This window comes from Micromonospora sp. NPDC048835, from assembly GCF_040649995.1.
In the GTDB taxonomy this organism is placed as follows: Bacteria; Actinomycetota; Actinomycetes; order Mycobacteriales; family Micromonosporaceae; genus Micromonospora.
This window is the reverse complement of the sequence record NZ_JBEZGM010000013.1, coordinates 28,039-49,262: the sequence shown is the minus strand read 5'-3', so window position 1 is coordinate 49,262 and position 21,224 is coordinate 28,039. Positions and strand designations below refer to the sequence as shown.

The following is a 21,224-nucleotide window of genomic DNA, read 5'->3' as shown; positions in this document are numbered from 1 at the left end:
CATCGCCCGGTTCTCGTTCAACCAGGCCACCGCCCAGCGCTGGCCGCTGCCCGATGTGGTGGCCGGGTGCGCGGCGGCCGGCGTACCCGGGATCGGCCTGTGGCGTGAGCCGGTCGCCGAGTACGGGTTGGCCCGCTCGGCGAAACTGGTGCGCGACGCCGGCCTCGCGGTCACGTCGCTGTGCCGGGGTGGGTTCTTCGCCGCCGACGACTGGCGCGCGGAGAACCTGCGGGCCATCGAGGAGGCGGCCACCCTGGGCGCCCCGGAACTGGTGCTGGTCTCCGGGGGGCTGCCGCCCGGCAGCCGGGACATCGACGGCGCGCGGCGTCGGGTCGCCGATGCGATCGCTGAGTTGGCTCCGCACGCCGAGGCCGCCGGGGTGCGCCTGGCCATCGAGCCGCTGCACCCGATGTTCGCCGCCGACAGGTGCGTGATCGCCACCCTCGGCCAGGCGCTGGACATCGCCGAGCGGTTCGACCCGACGGTGGTCGGCGTGGTCGTCGACGCGTACCACGTCTGGTGGGACGACACGGTGTACGCGCAGATCGCGCGGGCGGGTGAGTGGATCGCCGCTTTCCAGGTGTGCGACTGGGTGACCCCGCTGCCGGAAGGGGTGCTGCTCGGGCGGGCGCTGCCCGGCGACGGCTGCATCGAGCTGCGTCGGCTGCGCGAGGCGGTGGACGCGGCCGGTTACCTCGGTCCGATCGAGGTGGAGGTCTTCTCCGCGCAGGTGTGGGCGCGTCCGGGCGCGGAGGTGCTCGACGCGGCGATCGCCGGCTACCTGCGCCACGTTGTCTGAGGTTGTCGAACGGCGCTGGCCGGCGGCGGTCGGCGCCTGGCTGGGCATCGGCACCGCACCCGCCACGCTGGTGCTCGGCGCGGCGATGGCCGCCCGGCACGGCGGCGCGGTGCCGGTGGCTGGGCTGCTCGTCGGCGGGGCGTTGATGGCGGCCCTGCTCTGGGGGCAGGGCCGCATCGGTCTGCGCCCGCCGATCGGTGACGGCGGAACGCTGACCGCGGTGCTGCCCGCCTACCTGGGCGACACCTCGCGGCTGCTGCTGGCGGCGGTGCTGGCGGTGTCGATGGTCGGGTGGAACGGCTTCAACGTCGGGCTCGGCGGCGCTTCGCTTGCCGCGCTGACCCACCTGCCGGGCTGGGCCGGGCCGGCGCTGCTGGAGGTGGCGGTCCTCGCCGTCTCCTGGGCGCCGGCCCGACTCGGCAACCGGGTCGCGGTGGTCACCACGCTCAGCGCGGTGGTGCTTGTCGGCTGGTGCCTGACGGTGCTGCCACCACCGGGTGCGCCGGTCCGTCCGGCGGCAGGTGGGCTCGCCGACGCCGCCGCGCTGATCGGGTACGCGGCCGTGTTCGCGCTGCGCGCCCCGGACTTCAGCGTGGGCCTCTCCCGGCGCCGGGACCTGGCCTGGTGCGTGGGGCTGCTGGTCGGGCCGGCGCTGCTCGGGGTGCTGGCCGGTGCCGGCCTGTGGCTGCGCACCGGCTCAGCCGACGTGGTCGCGTTGCTCGCCACCGGCTCGGGGCTGGCCGCGTACGCGAATCTGTTCGTCGCGGTGGCGGTCTTCGCGGCGGCGCTGACCACCACGTACTCCGGTTCCCTGGCGTTGCGGGGTCTGACGCCCCGGATGCCGGCGCGGGCGGCGATGCTGCTCGTCGCGGTGCTGGGCGGGGTGCTGGCGGTGGCGCGCTTCGACCGTCTGGTGCTGCCCTGGCTGACCCTGCTGGCCGCCGCGTTGCCGGTGCTCGTGGTGCCGATGGCCGTGGAGGCCGCAGCCCGGCGGCGCGGTCGTGTGCCGCGTACCGTGCCCGCCTGGTGCTGGGTGCCGCCGGCGCTGCTCGCGGTGGCCTGCACGCTCGCCGGGGTGGGTGTCGCCCCGCTGTTGGGACTGGCCCTCGCCGGGGCGTGCACGCTGCTCTGGCGGCGTTGCTGAACCGACCTGAGTGGATCCGCCCCACACACCGGCGTGGCGACGTCTAGCGTTCGGTTACGTCAATGACGATCACTGTGACGTTGTCGTGCCCGCCCTGGTTGACCGCCATGGCGATGAGCTGGTCAGCAACGTTTCCGGGGCTCTCGCCGGATGCGAGTGCGGCCCGGATCTGCTCGTGGGGCACATAGGAACTCAGACCGTCTGAGCACAGCAGGACTCGGTCACCGGGACGGAGTTGGAGAGGCGTCAGGTCGGGCGATCGGCCGTCGTTGCGGCCGTCGAGAAAGCGGGCCAGCTTCTCGCCCAGATTCGGCACGGTGCCAGCGTTGGCGACGAGGTGTCCGTAGGTGTGGTCCTCGCTGATCTGGAGCATCGAGTTGTCGCGGGAGTCGTAGCGTCGGATTAGGTAAGCGCGGGAGTCCCCGACGTTCGCCACGACCGCCTCCTCGCCGGAACAGAGCAGAGCAACCAACGTGGTTCCCATCCCAGCCAGCTTCGGGTCCTTGCGGATTTTCCGGCGTAACGCCTCGCCCGCTTCGTTGATCGCCCGTCCCATGAAGCTGACAAGATCCTTCGCTTGCACAGGACGGTCAAATGTCTCCATGACACCTGTCACTGTGCTGCTGGCGATGTCACCGGCGACGTGGCCGCCGAGACCGTCTGCGACGACAAAGAGCCATTGCCCTTGGCTGTGCGAGTCCTCGTTTCTTCTGCGAACGAGGCCCTGGTGCGTTCGGCTGGCGGCTTCGAGGGCGAGGGCCACGGTCACGAGTCAACTCTCGATCCCGTGCCGGGCCATGGGCCCTGGGCGTTTTCGGCGCGGTGCAGAACGTGGACCGTCTCGACCCGGTCGCTCGCCACGACGTACTCGGTCACCTCGACCGGCTTGTCGTCGGCCCCGGAGGTGCCGACCCGCACGATCTCCAGTACGGGCAGGTTGGTGGGGATCTCCAAGAGAGAGGCCTCGTCCTTACTGGGCATCCGGGCTCGGTGAATCTCCATCCAACTGATGGGCCAGTGGCCGGCGTTCTCAATGTGGTACAGCCACTCGCCCGCAGCGGGGTTCGCGTCCAGGTCGGCAATGATGCTGGCGACGCGCGGGTGAATCCACGAAATGTTGATCTGGAATGGGGCTTCGGACGCTGGCCCGGTAACCCGGAATCGGCGAAGTACCTCGGTGCCAGGGTCTACGCCGAGAAGCTTGGCGACGCGGGGATTGTCCAGCCGGGCTGGCGCGCTGAAGGCCTTGCCGTGGCGAACCCATACCTCTTGGCTGCTCGCCGAGGGGAACGAGTATCCGGTTGCTTGCTCGTTGCGCTTAACCACGTCGCCGCGTGGTCGACGTGGGCGCATGGTGCCGTACCGAACGGCGATTCCTCGCCCTTGGACGGCCCACACGTAGCCCTCCGTCTCGAGAAGGGCGATGGCCCGACCGATGGTGTCGCGGTTGGCGTCGTACTCGGCAGCGAGGTCGTTGAGAGTCGGAAGCCGTGCGCGTGGCGCCCATTCTCCAGCTTCGATCCGCTGCCGGATCATGGACGCGATGTCCAGGTAGCGCGAGTGCACCGGCACGTCTACACCCTTCCCGGTTGTCCCATGACAATCCTTGACTCTGGGTCAGATTGTCCCCACACTATCGTGGATAGATTGTCCCAAGACAATCTGGTGAAGATGAGCCCCGCCGGTCGAGGTCTTCCGTCGGGACGGGCGCTTCGTGGTGCCTCGGAAAGGGCGTACATGATGGGAACCTTTGGCGAGCCAGAAGAGCTGTGGCCGGTGAACGACTCGCCGATGCCTGAGGTCCCAACGGTTGTCGTGGCGAAAGTGCCACAGGTCTTCGTTTTCATCAGGGACGAGGAGGTCGTTGGCTACCTTTTCGATCTTCCATCCGGAGCAGTGGCCATCCTCGATGACGCGCGGGAAATTCTTCGATCGGACTCGCTGGAAGACTTCACCAGGTTCTTCGGTCCCAAGCTGGATCTGAACATGGCGAGGGTCCGGCAAAACCCCTGAACGTGCGCCTCCGGCCGTTGCGCAGGGAAGAGCTGTCCGCTGCGTACCGTCGGCTCCTGCCCTGGGTTGTCCTGCTGAGCAGGTGACCTAGGCGACGGACGGGAGGGTGGCGTCGATGAGGTGCGGGCCCGGCTCGTCCAGCGCCGCGGCGAACTGCTCCGCGAGTTGCTCGGCGGTGGTGGCGCGGGTGGCGGGCATCCCGAACGCGTTCCCCAGCCCGACGAAGTCGATCTGCGGGTCGGTCAGGTCGAACAGCGGATTGGCGTCCGGATCGGCGGGGCCGGGCCGCTTGCTGAAGTACCCCCATTCCTGGCGCAGGATCGCGTACCCGTGGTTGTTGAGGATCACGTATTCGTCAGGCCGTACGCGAGCCCGGGCCCGAGATGCAGCAGTGTCGCGGCGGGCTTGCCCGCGATCCGGGCGTAACCGTCGGCAGCACCGCTGACCACGCCTTCGAAGAGAGCGAGTACGCCGTGCAGTTCGGGAACCGACTCGAGCGCTCCGACCAGGTGCAGCTCGGTGGTGCCGGGGTTCGTGAAGAGCACCTCGATCCCACCGTCGACGAGGGTCCGCAGCAGTGCCTCGGCGCCGTTCACGCACGTCCCCCCGTCATCAGTCACATCAGCAGTGATTCGATACTAAGTCCGCATTTCGGGCCGCTGCTGCTAGGTTCCGGTAAATCGTCCGACCGTACGCCTTCGTCATCTACTGGAGCAGCGGCGACCTGTGGCCGATGATGAGCCTCGCCGGCAACAGCCGGCACTGCGTCGAATACCTGATGGGCAACCACACCACGGCTGAGCGGATGTTCCGCCACGAACCGGCGATGATGCTGTACGCACCGCTGCGCACGGCGATCTGCGACCGACCCGACGGGGGAGTGCGCTTCATCATCGAGCAGCCCGGTCACGCGTTCGGCTCCTTCGGGGTGGACGCGATCCACGAGGTGGGCCGGGAACTCGACACCGAGGTCGCCGCCCTCCTGGCGCACCTTCAGGTGCCGGTGCCAGCGGGTCTGTCCGATTAGATCTCGGGGCCTCATCAGCGCATCATGATGGCGGGACGTCTCGGCCCTGCCAGGTCGTCACACATGCCTCGTTGCCCTCGACGTCGGCGAGAACCCAGAAGGCGGGAGCACGGGACGCGGAGACAAGTCGGCCACCGGCCGTCAGCGCGGCCTCGATCCGCCGCGCTGCCTCGTCGTGCGGGACGCAGATGTCGAAGTGGATGCGATTGCGGCCCAGCCGTGGCTGATCCATCTGCTGAAACCACACCGCCGGGCTCTGCCCGACGGGGTCGACGATCGGATCCTCGGGACCGTCAGCGCCCGCCTCGTCCGTGTAGCCGAGTACGGCCTTCCAGAACGGCCGGACCGCGGCGATGTCGAGCGCGTCGACAGCGATCTCCACGAGTTGGACCGACCGCGGTGCTCCCGTACCAATCTCGGGCTCGGTCCGTAGCCCGACGGCCCGCACGGCGGCGGACAGCCGATGCGCGAGGTCGATGTCGCGGGCGGTGAGGGCCGCCTGATCCAACGACTGCAGGGTCAGCACGACCCGGTCCGGCCGGATGTCAGCGCGTAGGTGCCCATCGGCGTCGCTGCCGGATGCCGTCACCACGCGCGCCGCCACCTCGACTGCCTGGACCAGTGAGCCGACGGGGACGGACGTGCGCAACGCGCCGAGCAGATACCGCCAACCCTGGTCGCTGACCGCGTCCGAGGCCGTCCGTCGACTCAGTGTTTCGTCCATGCGGGCATTCTCATGCGTCCGGGACGAGTTCCGCACGCCAGCAAGGTCGTGAGACCGGGCCTGGGTTCCGACGGCATCAGCAAAACTTGATCTAGGCGTGGCCCGCGGAACGTGATCTTATACGCACCAGCGATCCGAAACACTCTCCGAACCCTCGATTAACCGTCGGCGGCTTAGGTGGGGGAGCGCTCCCATGAACGGGTCGCGATCGGAACAGTGCTCCACAAAGGAGCCATCGAAAGGAGCCTCGTGGCTACCAGCACGAGCGGAACAAGGGTGCGAAGACTAGCGATACCGACGCTGGTCCTCGCCCTGGTCACCGGCACCACCGGCGTCGCAGGATCGGCATCGGCGGCACCCGCGGGACCGTCGGGTGGCGGCAGCACCGGCTACTTCACCGCCGGGTCCGACAAGAAGGTCCCCCTGGCCGACGGCGCCGACCGCCGGCCGGGCGGCAGGAAGGCTGTCGACCAACAGGCCACGGCGGACGACACCCGCCCCGGCAGGTACATCGTCGAGCTGGCCGAGGAACCCCTGACCTCGTACGCCGGCGGCTCGGCCGGGTTGGCACGGACCCGCCCGCAGGCGGGTGACCGGCTGGACGTGACGTCGGCACCGGCACGGGCTTACCGCGGTCACCTCGACGCCCAGCGCAGTGCCGTCGCCGCCGCCGCGAAGGTGCAGGTCACCGCCTCGTACACGACCGCTTTCAACGGGTTCTCGGCGAAGCTGACCGCCCAGCAGGTGACCGCGTTGCGGGCCGACAAGCGCGTCCGCGCCGTCACCGCCTCGCGGGCGCTCGGCACCCCGACGCCCCCGCCGACCGCACCGGCCCCCGGCGCCCCGGCCACGCCGAGCCCTGGCGAGCTGGACCAGTCGGCAGCAGTGGATCCCGCCGGCAAGCCGGAAAAGCCCGGTAAGCCCGGCAAGCCCGGCCCGGGTACTGGCGCGGGCATGGTCATCGGCGTCCTGGACACCGGCATCTGGCCGGAGAGCGCGTCGTTCGCCACGAAGATGACCGCCCCCGCGACCTGGCGCGGCACCTGCCAGACCGGGGTCGGCTTCGTGGCCGAGCACTGCAACGGCAAGATCGTCGGTGCCCGGTACTTCGCCGACTCGTGGCTGGCCTACGGCGGCTCGGTGCCCGAGGGTGAGATGTTGTCCCCCCGCGACATGTCCGGGCACGGTACGCACACCGCGTCCACGGCCGCCGGTCTGTCCCTGCCGAACGTCACGATCGACGGTCGCCGCTTCGGTCCGGTCTCCGGGGTGGCGCCGGACGCCCAGATCGCCGTCTACAAGGTGCTCTGGGGCGGCATGGGCTACGACGCCGACATCATCGCCGGCATCGACGCGGCCGTCGCCGACGGCGTGCAGGTGATCAACTTCTCGATCGGCTCCCAGCTCGGCGACTGGGAGGCCAACACCCCGATCGGCATCGCGTTCCTCAACGCGACGCTGGCCGGGGTCTTCGTGGCGGCGTCGGCCGGCAACACCGGCATCGTGAGCGGAGCGATCAGCAACGCGGCGCCCTGGGTGACCACTGTCGGCGCGGCGGTGACCAAGCTCGACGAGGCCACCGCCAAGCTGAGTGACGGCACGAAGCTCGTCGGCGGTTCGCTCGACGCTCTCCCCGGCGGCGTACGCCCCCTGGTCTTCGGTGACCAGGCCGGCACGCCGGACCTGGGGGCCGTCTACTGCGAGCCCGGCAGCCTCGACCCCGCCAAGATCAAGGGCAAGGTCGTCGCCTGCGCGCTCTCCGACATGTTCGGCTCCGCCGCCGAGATCAAGGCCAAGGGCGGGGCGGCGATGATGGTGTTCGACCCGGTCGGCAACTACCGGATCAACTCCATCTTCAACTTCCCGGTGGTCTATCTGCCGACCGAGAAGCAGGCCGGCACGCTGTTCAACTACCTGATGCGCCACCCGACCGACGCGACCGTGTCGTTGCGTACCGGCGGCGACGGCTCCAGCGTCCCCGGCCTGCCCAGCGTGGCGGACTTCTCCTCCACCGGGCCGGACAAGACGACCTACGGCGTCTTCAAGCCGGACCTGGTCGCGCCGGGGTCGAACATCATCGCGGCGGTCTCGCCGGCGGGCAACTTCGGGCGGGACTACGACGCGTACTCGGGCACCTCGATGGCCTCGCCGTACGTGGCCGGCGCGGCGGCGGTCCTGCGCGCCGCCCACCCGGACTGGTCACCCGGCGCGGTCGCCTCGGCGTTGCGCACCACGGCCACCGACACGGTCGGCACCAGCAACCCGCTGGAGCAGGGCAGCGGCTTCGTCAACCTGGCCAAGGCCAACGACCCCGGCCTGGTCATCCAACCGACGGCTGCGGACCTGACCGAGTTCAGCGAGACGGACCAGCCCGACGGCAAGGAACTCAACCTTCCGGCCATCTCGTTGCGCGAGTACGACGGCACCCGACCGGTGACCGTCACCCGCACCCTCACCAACGTGGGCAGGACGAAGGAGACCTACCGTTCGTCGGTGTCCGGGCTGCCCGGCATGAGGGCCACCGTGTCACCGTCCTCGGTGACGCTTGCACCCGGCGCGTCCGCGACCGTCACCATCACGCTGCGTCGCGGCAGCGCACCCTGGGACCGGTACGTGACCGGCTCGATCACCTGGCAGGGCAAGGCCCACAGCGCCCGAATCCCGGTCGCCGCCCGTCCGTGGGGCATCACCCCCCGGCCGTACGCCGACGACGGCGAGGAGTTCGGCCGGATGACCAACGGTGCGTTCGGCTCGATCCAGCCCGGCTTCACCGGACCGTTCGCCGGCCGCAGCACCGGCTACACGCCGATGCGGCGGACGTCGTACTCGATGCCGGCCGGCGTCTACGGCGGCGTGTTCGACCCGAAGGCGGCCGGAGTGAAGAAGGTCGACTTCACGGTACCGGCGAACACCGCGGGCATCGTGGTCGAGACCAACACCGAGGACCCGAACACGAACCTCGACCTGTACCTGTACAAGGGCGACGAGCTGATCTACAGCAGTGACAGGTACTGGACCAGCGCGGAGCAGGCCTACAAGTTCCTGCCCGAGCCGGGGCGCTACACCGCGTACGTGTTCGCGCAGTACCCCGGCGGCCCGGTCGTCGACTTCCAACTCGGGCACGCCGTCATCAGCCGAACCGCCACGTATGCGGGTGCCACGCTGGAGCTGCCCTCCACCGTGGAGCGCGGAATGACGTACGGGTTCACGCTGAAGCCGAAGAAGCCGCTGGCCGAGGGTGACTTCTGGGCCTACACCGAGTGGAACACCAACGGCACCGTCGTCCCCGGCAACCTCGTCTACACGAATCAGAGTTCCTGGGAGTAAGCAGTTGTGAGCGGTGGGGCGGTGCCGCTGGCACCGCCCCACCGTCTGCATCCACGATCAGCTCGCCATCCGTTCGACGAATGCGCGGCGAGAGGCGACGTCGCCGAGTGGCAGGCAGGCTCACCCCGCCTGCCACCGCTCTGCGATCAGTTGACCGTGACGGTCAGGTTTATCGAGCGGGTTTCCCCGCTCGTGTAGGTGGTCGTCACCCGGGCGGTGTAGATGCCCTTGCGGGGGTACGTGTGAGCGATCGACCGCAGCGTCGCCCCGTGCGTGATGGCGCTGTTGTCACCGAAGTCCCACGCGTAGTCGGTGATGCTCTGCCCGGACGGCGCTGTCGCGGTGGCGGTGAGCGTGGTGTTCAGCGTCCCGGTGCCGCTGGCCGGGTTCGCGGCAAGCGTCAAGGTCCCGCCCGGCTCCTGTTTGACCCCGGCGCCGTTGAACCGTAGCCAGTCCAGGGCGAGCAGGTCCGGGGTGCCACCGACCTGGGCGGTGTTGACGAACTTCGCGTACAGGGTGGTGGTGCCCGTCGGCTTGTTGGTCAGCGTGACGGTGGGGGAGACCAGGTTGTCCCACCCGCCGGTCGAGGCGATGGCGGCCGAGCCGATCAGTGTGCCGGTCGGCGAGCCGGTGCGCAGCTCGATGGTGCCGCCCAGGCCGCCGTTGGTCAGCCCGAGCGTCACCGAGCCGATGTTGCGCAGGTCAGCCGGCCCGAACGCCACCCAGTCGTTGTGGTCGACCTCGCCGAGTCGCTTGCCCGCACGGGCGGTGGCGCGGTCGTTGACCGTGACGCCGGACTGGGCGCTGAAGTGCTCGGCCTCCTTGCTCTTGGGCTGCAACTGCACCCGGGTCGAGCCGGTCAGCGCCGGTGCGCCGGCCGCGCCGCCGTCGGTGTACTGCGCGGTGATCAGGGTGTAGAGGTTCTGCCCCGGCCCGTGCCCGTCACCGGCGTCGGCCTCGGTGGCGAGCAGCCCCGAGCAGCCGGTGTAGACGTCCAACGGGTGGGCGTGCTGGTCGTGGCCGAGCTGCGTCTGCACGGTCACCTTGCTGCAGTCGACTGTGGTGTCCTCCGGGTCGGTGACCGTCACCGTGAACGGGATCTTGTCGCCGAAGTCGAAGAAGCCGCCGTCGGGCACGCTGATCGTCACCGTGGGTCGGGTGTTGCCGACCACCACGTCGGTGACCGCGCTGGCGGTCAACCCGTTGCCGCTGTTGCGGACGGTCAGCCGGGCGGTGTGTCTGCCGGCGCTGGTGTAGGTGAAGCTCGGGTTGGCGGCGGTGGAGTCGGTGGTCCCGTCGTTGGTGAAGTCCCAGGCGTAGCTGAGTGCCGTTCCGTCACCCGCCGTCGTGCCGGCCGACGAGAAGCTGACCGTGAGCGGCGCGCGTCCACTGTCCGGGGTGGCGGCGAGCTTCGCGGTCGGTGGCCGCCCGTTGGCGACGTAGTCGATGCGGTAGATGCCCGCCCCGGCGTTGCTGCCACCGCGACCGCTGCCGGTGCCCTCGCCGAAGTCGATGACGTAGAGCGAACCGTCCGGGCCGAACTCCGCCTCGAAGGGCTGGATCCAGCTCATGTTCTCGAAGATGCCGTTGATCGACTGGAGGTCACCGACGGCGGTCGGCCCGAAGCGCGCGTTGCTGAACGTCTGCGCCGTCTTGTGGACCGAAAGCGTCTTGAACCACCTGCGGGTCAACTCGTAGGTGATCCACTTGCCCTCGAAGTACTCCGGGAACTTGGTGGTGCGGGTGTTGGCCGGGTCGTAGTCGTACACCGGGCCGCTCATCGGCCCGCCACCGCCGGTGCCCAGCTCCGGGAACTGGGTGGACGCGGAGTACGCGTACCAGACCAGCGCCGACTTCGACGCCGGCAGGTTGGTCAGGCCGGTGTTGTTGGGGGAGTTGTTGACCAACGCGCCGCAGTTGAACTTCGCCCCCGAGGTGTTTGTGGCGAAGTTGTAGTCGTTGAACGGGATGTTGTTACCCACGCAGTACGGCCACCCGTAGTTGCCGGCCGCCGTGATCCGGTTGAACTCGACGGTCCCCTCCGGGCCGCGGTTGGCGTCCGCGGCGCGGGCGTCCGGGCCGTAGTCGGCCACCAGCACCGCGTTGGTCTGCGGCTCGATGGTGATCCGGAACGGGTTGCGCATGCCCATCGCGTAGATCTCCGGCCGGGTCCGCGCGGTGCCGGGGGCGAAGAGGTTGCCGCTGGGCACCGTGTACGTACCGTCGGACTGCGGGGTGATCCGCAGGATCTTGCCGCGCAGGTCGTTGGTGTTGCCGGCGGTGCCCTGGGCGTCCCAGGCGGCGCGCCCGGAGCGTTCGTCGATCGGGGTGTAGCCGCTGGAGGCGAACGGGTCGGTGTTGTCGCCGATCGCGGCGTAGAGGCGACCGGCCGCGTCCATGGCCAGCGAACCGCCCATGTGCGAGTTGGCCCGACCCTCACCCCGGTAGGTGGGGATGGCCAGCAGGCGCTTCTCCGAGGAGAGCGCGACGCTGTTGTTGGCGACCGTGAAACGGGACAGGTTGAGCTGTTTGAGGGTCTTGTCCGACCAGAGCAGGTAGATCCAGCCGTTGCTGGCGAAGTTGCGGTCCAGGGTCATCCCGAGCAGCCCGTCGGACTGGTCGGTCATGGCCGAGGTGTACGCGAAGTCCAGCAGGGTGGTGACCTGGAGGGTGTCGGAGTTGACCACCTTCAGCGCGCCGGTGCGCTGGATGTAGTAGACCTTCCGGTCCGGGCCGACGGCCAGTTCGAACGGGTCGGCCAGGTTCTCGGTGACCAGCCCCACCCGTTCGAAGTTGCTGGTCCTGGTGGCCGAGCAGTCACCGGCGACCGCGCCGGCCGCCCACTCGATGCCGTAGCGCAGGTGCTCCAGGAAGGTCGCGCTGCTGAACTGCGAGCTGGCGTGCCCACCGGCGGTGAACCAGGACCGGCCGCCGTCGTAGCGCTGACACCAGGAGTACGCGTGGTCGACGCCCTCGTCCAGGCCGTTGATCCCGTCGCGCACCTTGATCTGGGCGAGGGTGTGCACGTTGCCGGTCGGGTTGGTGCGCCAGTTGTACCACTCCTCGCTCTGTTCCCAGAGCTCCGGCAGGTTGCGGGTGGAGGGGTGCGCCCGGTCCAGCACCTTGACCCGGCCGGGGAAGGTGCCGCCGGTGGACGAGAAGTCGGGGTGGTAGTCGAAGATCGTGCCGACCAGACCCTCGTACCAGGTCCAGTCGCGTTCGCTGGCCGAGGCGGCGTGCAGGCCGGCCCAACCACCGCCGTTGCGGATGAACGTCTGCAATGCCGCCCGCTGGCTGGCGTTGAGCAGGTCACCCGAGGTCGGGAGGCTGTTGGTGTTGTTGAACACGAGAGCGTCGAAGGTGGCGAGGTTGGCGTCGGTGAAGGCCGCGGCGTCGGTGGTGGCGACGACCTCGAAGTTGTGGGCGGCACCGAGCTGCTGGATCGCGGCGATGCCGGCCGGGATCGAGTCGTGGTAGAAGTTGGTGATCTTGGAAAAGACCAGCACCCGGAAGCGGGGCGCGGCCTCGGCGGGCAGGGCGGTGGTGGTGCTCACCATGGCGATGATGGCGAGCAGGATCAGGCCGAACGTTCGGAGATGTCGGGGCATGGGGGCGCTCCCTGTTGGACGGTGAGGGGTCGGAAAGCGCTTTCTCGCTGCCCGCACCACGGTACTGACAGCCAGTGATGACCGTCAATAGCGCTCTGGTAAGCGTTTTCCCGTCCGTGCGACCGTCGCGGCCCCTGCCCCCGGCCGGAATCAGGCGAACGACTTCGGGGTGAAGCTGATGCCACCCCGTTCCACCATCCGGAGCACCCGATCGCCGTAACGCGGTGGCTGGCGCAGGTACAGCGTGTACCCCAACGCCTGGAACCTGAGGTCCAGGTCGCGTCCCTCCAGGTGCCAGCAGGGCTCACCCGAGCGTGCGGGGGGCTCCCGGTGCAGGTTCTTCAACTCGAACGGCAGGCACGCCGAGCGCACGTCACCGACGATGTCCCAGACGCTGTGGAAGACCAGCGTGGCCGGCGCCACCCAGAAGCGCACGTCGCGCATCGGCCCCGGGTCGAACCGGCCCACGATGTAGTCGAGGTCGAGATGGAGCTGCAGGGCCGACGGTGCGGTGGGGTCGAGGTCGTCGTACTCCAGGAAGTCCAGCGTCGGGTCCTCGGGCCCCTCGTCGTCGGTGACGGCGAGCGCGTGGATCCGACAGTAGTCCCACGGCGTTTCCCCGAGGTCCCGATCCGTGAGGGTGGCCTTGCGGAGACCTGACTCAGGGTGCACATCCATCGTCATACACCGATTATCACCACCGGCGTCGACTGCGCCAGGTGTCAGTCTGTGCGCGCCGGCTCCGCCGTCCGGCTGAAGAAACGAACGATGTCGTCCGACGCGGTGGGAGACAGCATCATCGACTGGACCCGTGCGGACATCTCGGCGATCGGGCGGATCCTGGTGAACATCGACTCCTCGTACGTCCGAATCGCCGTACCCGGGTCGGCGGGGTTGGCAGCGAGGTGGTCGGCGAGTTCGGCGGCGTCGAGCATCGCCTGGTTCGCGCCTTCGCCGACCGGTGGCATGAGGTGCGCGGCGTCGCCGATGAGGGTGACGCCCGGGCGGTTGGTCCAGCGCGTACCGGAGGGCATCGCTTCGATCAGGCGCGGCGTCGGCGTGCCGTCGGCGGCCTCGATGAGGGCGGTGAGGCGAGGGTTCCAGCCAGCGAACATGTCCAGCAGGGCGCGCTTGTCGAGGTACGTGTCGAGGGGCCGGCCCTCCGCCCGCAGCGAGATCCCGACGCGGAGACCGCCGTCGCCGAGGCGTTGGGCCGACAGGATCTGGTTCACGCCGACACACCACAGGTTCCCCGGGCCGACCAGTTCGGCGAGGTCGGGATGACGCCTGTCGACGTCCTCGACGTTCAGCTCCACGACCGTCGACACATAGGACGTCCCGACGTCGGTCAGGAGCGACCGGACGACCGAGCGCGCGCCGTCCGCGCCGATGAGGATGTCGCAGTTGGTGCGGCGGCCGCCGTGGAACGTCAGGTCCCAGCCCTGGTCGGGTCGCGGAGTCGCCGCGACGAGCCGGTGCCGCCAGACAACCGTGTCGCCGGCTAGGGAGTCGAGCACCCGCGCCGCGGCCCTCGAGCACGAGTGGTTCTCCGACGTGCTCGGCGGGCGGCCGCACCTGGGACCACACGCCCTCGCCGTGGGCGAAGCCACCGCGGCAGCGCTCGGCACGGCCCCCACCGTGCGTGACATCGACGATCTCCAGCGAGCTCTGGGTGCCCTCAACGCCTTCATCATCGGAGCGGTGCGCCGAGAGGTCACCGAGCGACGCACCACACGCGCCACCGGCACCGACGAAGCCGCCTTCCAAGCGAGCCTCGGCCCCTACCTCACCCGTATGTTGAAGACCGGCAGGTACCCCACCGTCGCCCGGCTGGTCATCGACGGCGCCCATCTCAGCGCCGAGGAGACCTTCAACGACAACCTGACCACCATCCTGGACGGCATCACCGGCCCGCCTCGAGCCTGAGTGCCCGCGCAGGTCGCCGCCCGCCCCGACGGTCGGCCGTCGTACCCGGACAGGAGCCACGAGTGCACGTCAGCCTGGCGACGAACGCCGGTCGGGCGGACCGGCCGAACGAGGACTTCGTCGGCGTCGTTCCCGGCGCCGTCGTCCTGCTCGACGGTGCCGGCATCCCGGGAGCTGAACCGCTGTGCTTCCACGGCGTCGCCTGGTACACGCACCGTCTTGGCGGCGCGCTGCTCCGCCACCTGTCGTGCGGCGACGGGCGGGCCCTCGCCGCGATCCTCGCCGCGGCCATCGGCGAAATCGCCGCCGAGCACGGTGACACCTGCGACATCACCGACCCCAGCAGCCCGCAGGCCACGGTCGCCGTGGTCCGCGCCCACCAGGGCCGCCTGGACTGGCTCCTGCTCGCGGACTCCTACCTCGTCCTCGACCAGGTCGAGGCCGGCCCGCAGGTCGTCACCGATGAGCGCGAGACGACTGCCCGTCGCGAGTGCTCGGCGCCGCTGGTCGGCGTCGCCCAGGGCACACCGGAGTACGACCGCGTGCTGGCCTCCTGCGTCACCGCGATTCGTGCCCGCCGGAACCGGCCCGGCGGCTACTGGATCGCCAAGGACGACCCCCGCGCCGCCGACGAGGCGGTGACCGGCAGCCGGTTCCTCGCCGACCTGAACGGTGTGGCGCTGCTCAGCAACGGTGCCAGCCGCATCGTCAGCCCGTACGGTCGGACCGACTGGCCGGGCCTGCTGGACCTGCTCCGAGCCAGCGGGCCGGCCGACGTCATCAGCCAGGTTCGGCAGGCCGAGGCGCAGGCCGTCGACCGCGCTGATGCGGCCGTGCCGGATGACGCGACCGTGGCGTACTGGACGCGCCTGCCACGGTGAGCGGCGCAGTGTCGATGATCCGATAGACGACCCGCTCGGCCGGGAAGCCCCTGGCCGGAGCGCGTTAGGGTCTGGATCACCCCGAGAGTGTGAGACGGAAAGGGCTGACCGGCCCAGGGTGTCCACACTGCACCGCGTTGACAATTGCTGCCACCCGACCCGACGAGCGCCTCACCGAGGGGAACGACCTGATGCATGGCGACCTGATAGCGCTTGAGTTGAAGGACCAGACGACGTTCGCGGCGCTGGCGATGGAGATCGACTCCGAGGAGGAGGTCTCCTTCCAGTCGCTCAAGGTCAAGCTCAGCGACGTGGCGGAGCAGGTGTCGAAGGTGGCCGAGGAGTTGGTGGAGCACGCCCGCAAGGCGGCCCCGACGGAGATCGAGGTCACCATGCGCGTCGGGTTCTCGATCACCAACGGCAAGGCGGTGGCGCTCCTCGTGGACGGGAAGGCCGAGGGCGCGGTGGAGTTGAAGTTGGCCTGGAAGGACCTCGCCGGCTGAGATGGCTGATGTCGAGGCCGGCCGGCAGCTGTGGGCGGGGCTGGTCGGCGTTCACCAGGGGTCCGTGACACAGACCGGCTTCATGATCGGGCCGCGGGTCGTCGCCACCGCCACGCACGGGCTGGACCGGACCGGGCCGGTGAAGATCCGCCGCATCGGCCGGTCCGCCGCCGCTCCCGACGAGCCGGCGACGGTCCTCGTCTGGGACAAGCAGCGTGACCTCTGCCTCCTGAGCGTCGAGGACGCCGACGACTTCTGGTTCGTGCCGGACTCCCGTCCCCCCACCCTCGCCGCCGAGTACGTGGTCGTCAGCTGTGTCGACAGGCGTGCCGAGACGACGCTGGTGGTCAACGAGGGCCTCGTGGAGGACGACGGGATCGCCTGGCTCAAGCTCCGGTCGGGTCAGATCCAGCGGGGATACAGCGGCGCACCGGTGCTCGACCGCGAGGGCGGCCGGCTCGTCGGCATGGTCCGGGTCACCCGCGGCCGGCAGACGGACCTGGGCGGACACGCCCTGCTGGGTACGGAGATCGTTCCGCTCCGAACCTCGCTCGGCCTGGACACGCACGACCGGCGGATGCAGATCAGGCACGCCGCGAGCGGGCTCGCCTGGCCTCCGCGCAGTCTGATCCGCGGCGACGCGCCCTCGGACCTGGTGGAACTCGTCGGCCGGGAGGCGGAGATCGCCGCGCTGGATTCGCGCGACGGCCCCCGCCACCGCCTCGTCGTCGGTGACGCACTCGCCGGCAAGTCGGCGCTGACCGGCGTCTGGGTCCGCCTCGCGCACGTCCCCGCCGGTGACACGGCGTACGTCGACGCGGCGGTGGCCCCGCCCGTCCCCGCGCGGCATCCGGTGGTGGGGATCGTCCTGCCGGTGCTCGGCGTGCACATCCCGCAGGATCCGTTCGGGAGCCGCTCCGACGAGGAGACGCTGGCGTTGGCCTGCTGGACGGTCATGCGCGACCTGCGCGGTGGGCGGCTCGTCATCGACCTTCAGCACCAGAACGTCGACGCCGCCGCGGACGCGGATCTCACCGCTCTGATGAAGGCCGCCGAGCGGATGAACGCCGCGGTCGTCCTCGTCGGGCGGGAACTCGGCGACGAACTGTCCTGCGTCGGGCTCTCCACCGCCGTCGAGGTGGGGCCGATCAGTCGTACGGACGCGGCGGCGTTGGTCGCCCGTGCCACCCTCGGCCGGGTGCCGGCGGAGGCGGCCGAGTACGCGCTGGACCTCGTCGACCCACGGTGTCTTCTCCCCGGGGAGATCCTGGCGGCCTGCGCACAGCACGAGGGCGACGACGCGGTGGACCTCGCCATCGCCCTGTCCGAGCGGTTCGACCTGCCCATTCTCGACCCCACCGCAGCGCTCCCGGACGACCCGATCGCGGCGCTCGGCGACCCCGGGCTGGCGACCGTCGGACCCGGCTCGAACGGAGAGGTCCGCAACGCCGTGCCGCCACTCATCCGGGATGCCCTCGAACAGCAGGTGCTGGCCTCCGCCCACGACCCGCTCGGCATCCGCGCGCCCACGGCGACGCGCCAGGACCTGGCCCGTGGCGCGTTCAGCGCTGACGCCATCGGGCTCGACGAATGGCCGGGCACCGCGCCGTTCGTCTTCGAGGTGGACACGCTCACCTCCGAACAGGGGCTCGCGATGCAGGACATCGCCCATCGCGTGTCCAGCCGCTCGCTGCGACCCGAGTGGGTGGAGTCGCTCTACCAGCAGATCGTCGAGCTGGAAGGGCGCGGTGACGGCGGCGGCCCGTCGATGCGGGTCCGCCTGCGGCTCTGGCGCAGTCAGATCCACACCGGCGACGTGGCCGCCGCCAGCCGTACGTTCGCCGAGGTCGGTGGGGTGCGCACGGTCGACCGCATCGTCGAGGCGGGAAGCCACCTCGAGCAGGTCCAGGACGCCCAGGTGCTTGTGCTGGCGTGGTGGCTGGGGGTCGGCACGGGCGATGCCGTCGGTGCCGCCGTCGGAGCGTGGATGAGCGCCGTCGTCGCCGACGAGCGACTGTCCGGCCGCGCCGATGTGCGGATCGTGCTGCACGACGCGCTCCGAGCGGTCACCGTCCGGCCGTTGCCCTCGCCGGACGGTCTCCGCGCGGTGGCCGAATGGTGTCTGTCCCAGGTGGAGGACGACCGATCGTTCCTTGCCGACCCGGGCACCTGGACGATGTACGTCTCGCTGATCGGCCGCGCCGGCGACTTCAGCGGCGACCAGTCACTCACCGAGGTCTTCCTCACCCGGGCGCTGCGCGCGCTCACGCCGCACGAGGAGCTGCTCAAGTCGCTCGCGCTTGCCGGTGACAGCCGTCCTCTGCTGGCGATCGCGAGGCAGCAGCGGCGGCTGCACCGGCTGGAGCGCGGCCGGCGGACCGGCGAACCCGGTCGGCTGCAACTCGCGCGGGGCCTGCTGGCGTGGACGGTCGAGAACGCCCCGACCGCCGACGCCTTCCTGAGTCTGCTCGTCGCCGACCCCACGCTCAAGGTGAGCCGGGAGGGCGACAACGCCGTCGACTCGGACCTGCCCGCGCACCGCTCCGCCGAGAGTCAGCTCGCCCCGATCAAGCGCGCCTACCGCAGGTGGCGCAGGAACAATCCGAAGGTCACACCGCTCGTCGTGGAGATCGAGTACCGGTTGGTGCGTACGGAGTGGGCGATCGCGGGGTCTCTCCTGCGGCAGGCGCGGATGTCCGACGAGCGCTGGCTGAGCCGTCCGACCCCGCACAAGCTGGCCGTGCTCGAACAGCTCGGCGAGGTACGCAGGAAGAGACTCTCCTCGCTGGTGAAACGGTGCGGCGACTCGGTCGAGGCGGTCGAGCGGGAGGCGCACAACGAGTTGCAGCTCCAGACGGCGCTCGCCATCGTGGCGCACGTCCCCATCGACTTCCGTCCGGTCGACGAGATCCTGGCCCGCGGCCGGCGGGCCTTCCCGTCCAACCCGCGGATGGCGCACCTGCTCGCGGCCCACCACCGGCACCGGCGGCACTTCACCACGGCGGCGGCCGCCTACCTCGACGCCTTCGGCCTCGCGCTCGGCGACCCGCTGTTGCGCCTGCGTGCCGCGGTGGGCGCGTGCGAATCGTTGTCGCAGGCCTACGCGGCGGGGGAGTGCTCCCGAGACGAACTGGTGGCGGCGGCGGCACGGGCCGAACCGCACGAGCCCACGGACTTCTCCGCGTCGATCGTCTGCGCCCTGGCCCGGCTCGAACTGCACGGCACCCTGTCCGAGGGGTACGGCAAGCTGGCCGAGACCATCGCGCGGGTGGGCAGCTTCTCGGAGCTCGCCACCGGCATGCACGCGATGCGGGCCGAGATCGCGACCGCCGTCGGGCCGGAGAGCGCGCCACTGGTGGACAGGTTCCTGCACGACTTCACGGACGTGGGCCTGCTCGTCGCGCTCGGGGCGATGTTCGTCCGCTCCCACATGCTGTCGCCGAGCGAGGGGCTGGAGCGGGTCACGGCGGCGCTCGTCCTGCTGGACGGCGTACGGATCATGGCCGGGACCGTCTGGAACGTGCCGTCGGTGAACTTCCAGCAGGGCCGCGCCCTGCTGGTGGCCTGCAAGCAGTTCCAGACGCCGAACCCGATCGGTTGGGACAAGGATCGCGGGCGGTCCGACATCGACCTGGCCCTCGCGAAGTTCCAGTCCGCCGTCGACCTGTCCGTCGACTCGTTCCGCGAGATCGTGCTCGGCTTCATGCGTGAGACGGGGGAGCTGCGACAGAAGCTGGCTCGTCCGGCGCGGTGATCGGGGCCGCGATGATCCGGCTGGGCATCACCGGCGCGTCCCGGCCGGTGCCGGGCCTGCTGTCGCCGCCCGCGGACGACTCCTCGTGGTAGTCCCGCTCCACGTTCACCGACCAGACGTCGTGCGTACTCCCGGTGGCGATGTTCTCGACGGTCAGCATCGCGGTCAGCATCGAATGGTCCTGGTTGTTGTACCGGTGCATGCCGTTGCGGCCCACCGGGTGCACGTTCGGCACCGCCTCGGCCAGCCACGCCCGGATCACGTCCACGTTGTGCTGGTAGCGCTCGTCGTACACCGGGTATGCCTTTGGCATGCGCACGACGTAGCCGGCCTCCACCACGCCCGGTCGCACCAACCCCAACCGCTCCAGCTCCGCGGTGGCGAGGGCCACCAGGTCGGCATCGGGGGTACGCCACATCTCGTCGTCCTCGAACACGAAGTACTCCAGGCCCAGACAGGTGCGGCCGTCCTTGACGAGGTACGGCGACCAGGAGCCGAAGTTCTGGATCCGACCCACCCGGACCCCCGGGTCGTGCACGTAGATCCAGTTGTCCGGGAACGAGAACTCCGCCGGCACGACCAGGGCGACGGTCAGGAAGTCGCGGTAGCGCAGGTCGGCCGCGCAGGCCCGCACCTCCGGCGGCGCGGGCGGGTGGAGCGCGGCCACCAGCTCCGAGATCGGCATGGACGAGATCACCTCGTCGGCCGCCTCGGTTCGCTGCCCGCCCGTGCCGTTGACCGTCACGCTGATCGCCCGCCGACGGGCCGGGTCGCGGTGCACGGCGGTGACCCAACTGCCGGTGGAGATGCTCCCGCCCCGCTCACGGACCTGTTCGGCGCAGCGCTCCCACATCATCCCGGGCCCGTACTTCGGGTACTGGAACTCCTCGATCAGGCTCGTCACGTCGGTGCGCCGCCGTCGGGGCAGCAGCGCGTTGCGGATCGCCGTCGCCAGCGACAGGTTCTTGATCCGCTGCGCCGCCCAGTCGGCCCGCAGCCGGTCCGCCGGCATGCCCCAGACCTTTTCGGTGTACGTCTTGAAGAAGATCGAATAGAGCCGCCAGCCGAACCGGGCCGATACCCAGCCCTCGAAGTGTGACTGGTCCCGGGGTGGCCGCAGCCGGGCGCGGGCGTACGAGCCGAGGCAGCGGGCGGCCTCCGGCAGCCCCAGGTTGCGCAGGGCGTTCATCGCGCTGAGCGGGTAGTTGAACAGGGCGCCCCGGTAGAAGATGCGACTCATCCGGGGCCTGGTCAGGAAGTCGTCGTCCGGCAGGATCTCGTGCCAGAACGCCTCCACCCGGGGCACCTTCGTGAAGAAGCGGTGGCCGCCGATGTCGAAGCGCCACCCGTCGCGCTCCACCGTGCGACTGATCCCGCCGACCACCTCGTCGGCCTCGAACACCTGGACCGACCGGCCGTGCCGGAGCAGCTCGTACGCCGCGGTGAGCCCGGCCGGCCCCGCACCGATGACCACCGTGCAGTGCTGCTCGCTCATGCTGGTGCGCTCCCTGCTCACCG

General features: G+C 70.1%; 18 protein-coding genes. 9 read left to right on the top strand and 9 right to left on the bottom strand.

Going from position 1 to position 21,224, the window contains the following annotated elements:
• Position 1 precedes the first annotated feature (1 nt).
• Positions 2–799 carry a sugar phosphate isomerase/epimerase family protein gene (locus AB0C15_RS17485; RefSeq protein WP_357353302.1) on the top strand — a complete coding sequence of 266 codons (798 nt, stop codon included), beginning with the start codon at positions 2–4 and terminating at the stop codon, positions 797–799.
• Positions 792–1,943 carry a hypothetical protein gene (locus tag AB0C15_RS17480; protein WP_357353007.1) on the top strand — a complete coding sequence of 384 codons (1,152 nt, stop codon included), beginning with the start codon at positions 792–794 and terminating at the stop codon, positions 1,941–1,943. The genes AB0C15_RS17485 and AB0C15_RS17480 overlap by 8 nt, the downstream gene beginning before the upstream one ends.
• A 43-nt stretch (positions 1,944–1,986) precedes the next feature.
• On the opposite strand, the gene AB0C15_RS17475 is transcribed toward AB0C15_RS17480, so the two are convergent.
• Complete coding sequence (locus AB0C15_RS17475; RefSeq protein ID WP_357353300.1) at positions 1,987–2,706, bottom strand: protein phosphatase 2C domain-containing protein; 720 nt, start codon at positions 2,704–2,706, stop codon at positions 1,987–1,989.
• Positions 2,707–2,708: 2 nt separating this feature from the next.
• Entirely contained in the window at positions 2,709–3,509 is an 801-nt protein-coding gene (locus AB0C15_RS17470; RefSeq protein WP_357353298.1) for a GntR family transcriptional regulator, read from the bottom strand.
• A 99-nt stretch (positions 3,510–3,608) separates the two neighbouring features.
• Between AB0C15_RS17470 and AB0C15_RS17465 the strand changes: the two genes are divergently transcribed.
• The gene (locus AB0C15_RS17465; RefSeq protein WP_357353005.1) at positions 3,609–3,956 is read left to right on the top strand and encodes a hypothetical protein; all 348 of its coding nucleotides are present in this window, start codon (positions 3,609–3,611) and stop codon (positions 3,954–3,956) included.
• An 87-nt stretch (positions 3,957–4,043) separates the two neighbouring features.
• Here the strand turns inward: AB0C15_RS17465 and AB0C15_RS17460 are convergent, their stop codons facing one another.
• Together AB0C15_RS17460 and AB0C15_RS17455 are read right to left on the bottom strand one after the other, a co-directional pair.
• Complete coding sequence (locus AB0C15_RS17460; protein ID WP_357353003.1) at positions 4,044–4,304, bottom strand: thiamine pyrophosphate-dependent enzyme; 261 nt, start codon at positions 4,302–4,304, stop codon at positions 4,044–4,046.
• Positions 4,301–4,552, bottom strand: coding sequence for a thiamine pyrophosphate-binding protein (locus tag AB0C15_RS17455; RefSeq protein WP_357353000.1), 252 nt, complete (start codon positions 4,550–4,552; stop codon positions 4,301–4,303). Before AB0C15_RS17455 ends, AB0C15_RS17460 begins: the two co-directional genes overlap by 4 nt.
• 137 nt (positions 4,553–4,689) lie before the next feature.
• Between AB0C15_RS17455 and AB0C15_RS17450 the strand changes: the two genes are divergently transcribed.
• Positions 4,690–4,983: a hypothetical protein gene (locus tag AB0C15_RS17450; RefSeq protein WP_357352998.1), complete on the top strand. Its 294-nt coding sequence runs from the start codon at positions 4,690–4,692 to the stop codon at positions 4,981–4,983.
• 22 nt (positions 4,984–5,005) lie between these two features.
• Here AB0C15_RS17450 and AB0C15_RS17445 read toward each other — a convergent pair whose 3' ends face one another.
• Positions 5,006–5,707, bottom strand: coding sequence for a VOC family protein (locus tag AB0C15_RS17445; RefSeq protein WP_357352996.1), 702 nt, complete (start codon positions 5,705–5,707; stop codon positions 5,006–5,008).
• Positions 5,708–5,983: 276 nt separating this feature from the next.
• Between AB0C15_RS17445 and AB0C15_RS17440 the strand changes: the two genes are divergently transcribed.
• On the top strand, positions 5,984–9,034 hold the full coding sequence (locus AB0C15_RS17440) for a S8 family serine peptidase (RefSeq protein ID WP_357352994.1): 3,051 nt from the start codon (positions 5,984–5,986) through the stop codon (positions 9,032–9,034).
• A 146-nt stretch (positions 9,035–9,180) separates the two neighbouring features.
• Here the strand turns inward: AB0C15_RS17440 and AB0C15_RS17435 are convergent, their stop codons facing one another.
• From AB0C15_RS17435 to AB0C15_RS17425, 3 genes are all read right to left on the bottom strand, one after another.
• Entirely contained in the window at positions 9,181–12,642 is a 3,462-nt protein-coding gene (locus tag AB0C15_RS17435) for a ThuA domain-containing protein (RefSeq protein ID WP_357352992.1), read from the bottom strand.
• A gap of 150 nt (positions 12,643–12,792) precedes the next feature.
• Entirely contained in the window at positions 12,793–13,326 is a 534-nt protein-coding gene (locus AB0C15_RS17430) for a hypothetical protein (RefSeq protein ID WP_357352990.1), read from the bottom strand.
• A gap of 38 nt (positions 13,327–13,364) precedes the next feature.
• Entirely contained in the window at positions 13,365–14,159 is a 795-nt protein-coding gene (locus AB0C15_RS17425) for an FAD-dependent monooxygenase (RefSeq protein ID WP_357352988.1), read from the bottom strand.
• On the opposite strand from AB0C15_RS17425, the gene AB0C15_RS17420 reads away from it, so the two are divergent.
• The 4 genes from AB0C15_RS17420 (at position 14,134) to AB0C15_RS17405 (ending at position 19,706) form a co-directional block, all read left to right on the top strand.
• Positions 14,134–14,568: a TetR/AcrR family transcriptional regulator C-terminal domain-containing protein gene (locus AB0C15_RS17420; protein WP_357352986.1), complete on the top strand. Its 435-nt coding sequence runs from the start codon at positions 14,134–14,136 to the stop codon at positions 14,566–14,568. The two genes, AB0C15_RS17425 and AB0C15_RS17420, sit on opposite strands and share 26 nt — an antisense overlap.
• 62 nt (positions 14,569–14,630) lie before the next feature.
• A complete protein-coding gene (locus AB0C15_RS17415) occupies positions 14,631–15,449 on the top strand; it encodes a hypothetical protein (RefSeq protein ID WP_357352984.1) in 819 nt (272 codons plus the stop codon).
• Positions 15,450–15,586: 137 nt separating this feature from the next.
• Positions 15,587–15,952, top strand: coding sequence for a CU044_2847 family protein (locus AB0C15_RS17410; RefSeq protein ID WP_357352982.1), 366 nt, complete (start codon positions 15,587–15,589; stop codon positions 15,950–15,952).
• A 1-nt stretch (position 15,953) separates the two neighbouring features.
• A complete protein-coding gene (locus tag AB0C15_RS17405; protein ID WP_357352980.1) occupies positions 15,954–19,706 on the top strand; it encodes a serine protease in 3,753 nt (1,250 codons plus the stop codon).
• Here the strand turns inward: AB0C15_RS17405 and AB0C15_RS17400 are convergent.
• Positions 19,654–21,201 (bottom strand): NAD(P)/FAD-dependent oxidoreductase, encoded by a 1,548-nt coding sequence (locus AB0C15_RS17400; RefSeq protein WP_357352978.1) that lies wholly within the window; start codon positions 21,199–21,201, stop codon positions 19,654–19,656. The genes AB0C15_RS17405 and AB0C15_RS17400 overlap by 53 nt on opposite strands.
• Between the last annotated feature and the right edge of the window lie 23 nt (positions 21,202–21,224).

Bases quoted from the DNA above. Each gene is read 5' to 3' on its own strand.
- AB0C15_RS17435 (WP_357352992.1), bottom strand. From the start codon at position 12,642: ATGCCCCGACATCTCCGAACGTTCGGCCTGATCCTGCTCGCCATCATC.
- AB0C15_RS17450 (WP_357352998.1), top strand. From the start codon at position 4,690: ATGATGAGCCTCGCCGGCAACAGCCGGCACTGCGTCGAATACCTGATG.
- AB0C15_RS17400 (WP_357352978.1), bottom strand. From the start codon at position 21,201: ATGAGCGAGCAGCACTGCACGGTGGTCATCGGTGCGGGGCCGGCCGGG.
- AB0C15_RS17430 (WP_357352990.1), bottom strand. From the start codon at position 13,326: ATGACGATGGATGTGCACCCTGAGTCAGGTCTCCGCAAGGCCACCCTC.
- AB0C15_RS17405 (WP_357352980.1), top strand. From the start codon at position 15,954: ATGGCTGATGTCGAGGCCGGCCGGCAGCTGTGGGCGGGGCTGGTCGGC.
- AB0C15_RS17445 (WP_357352996.1), bottom strand. From the start codon at position 5,707: ATGGACGAAACACTGAGTCGACGGACGGCCTCGGACGCGGTCAGCGAC.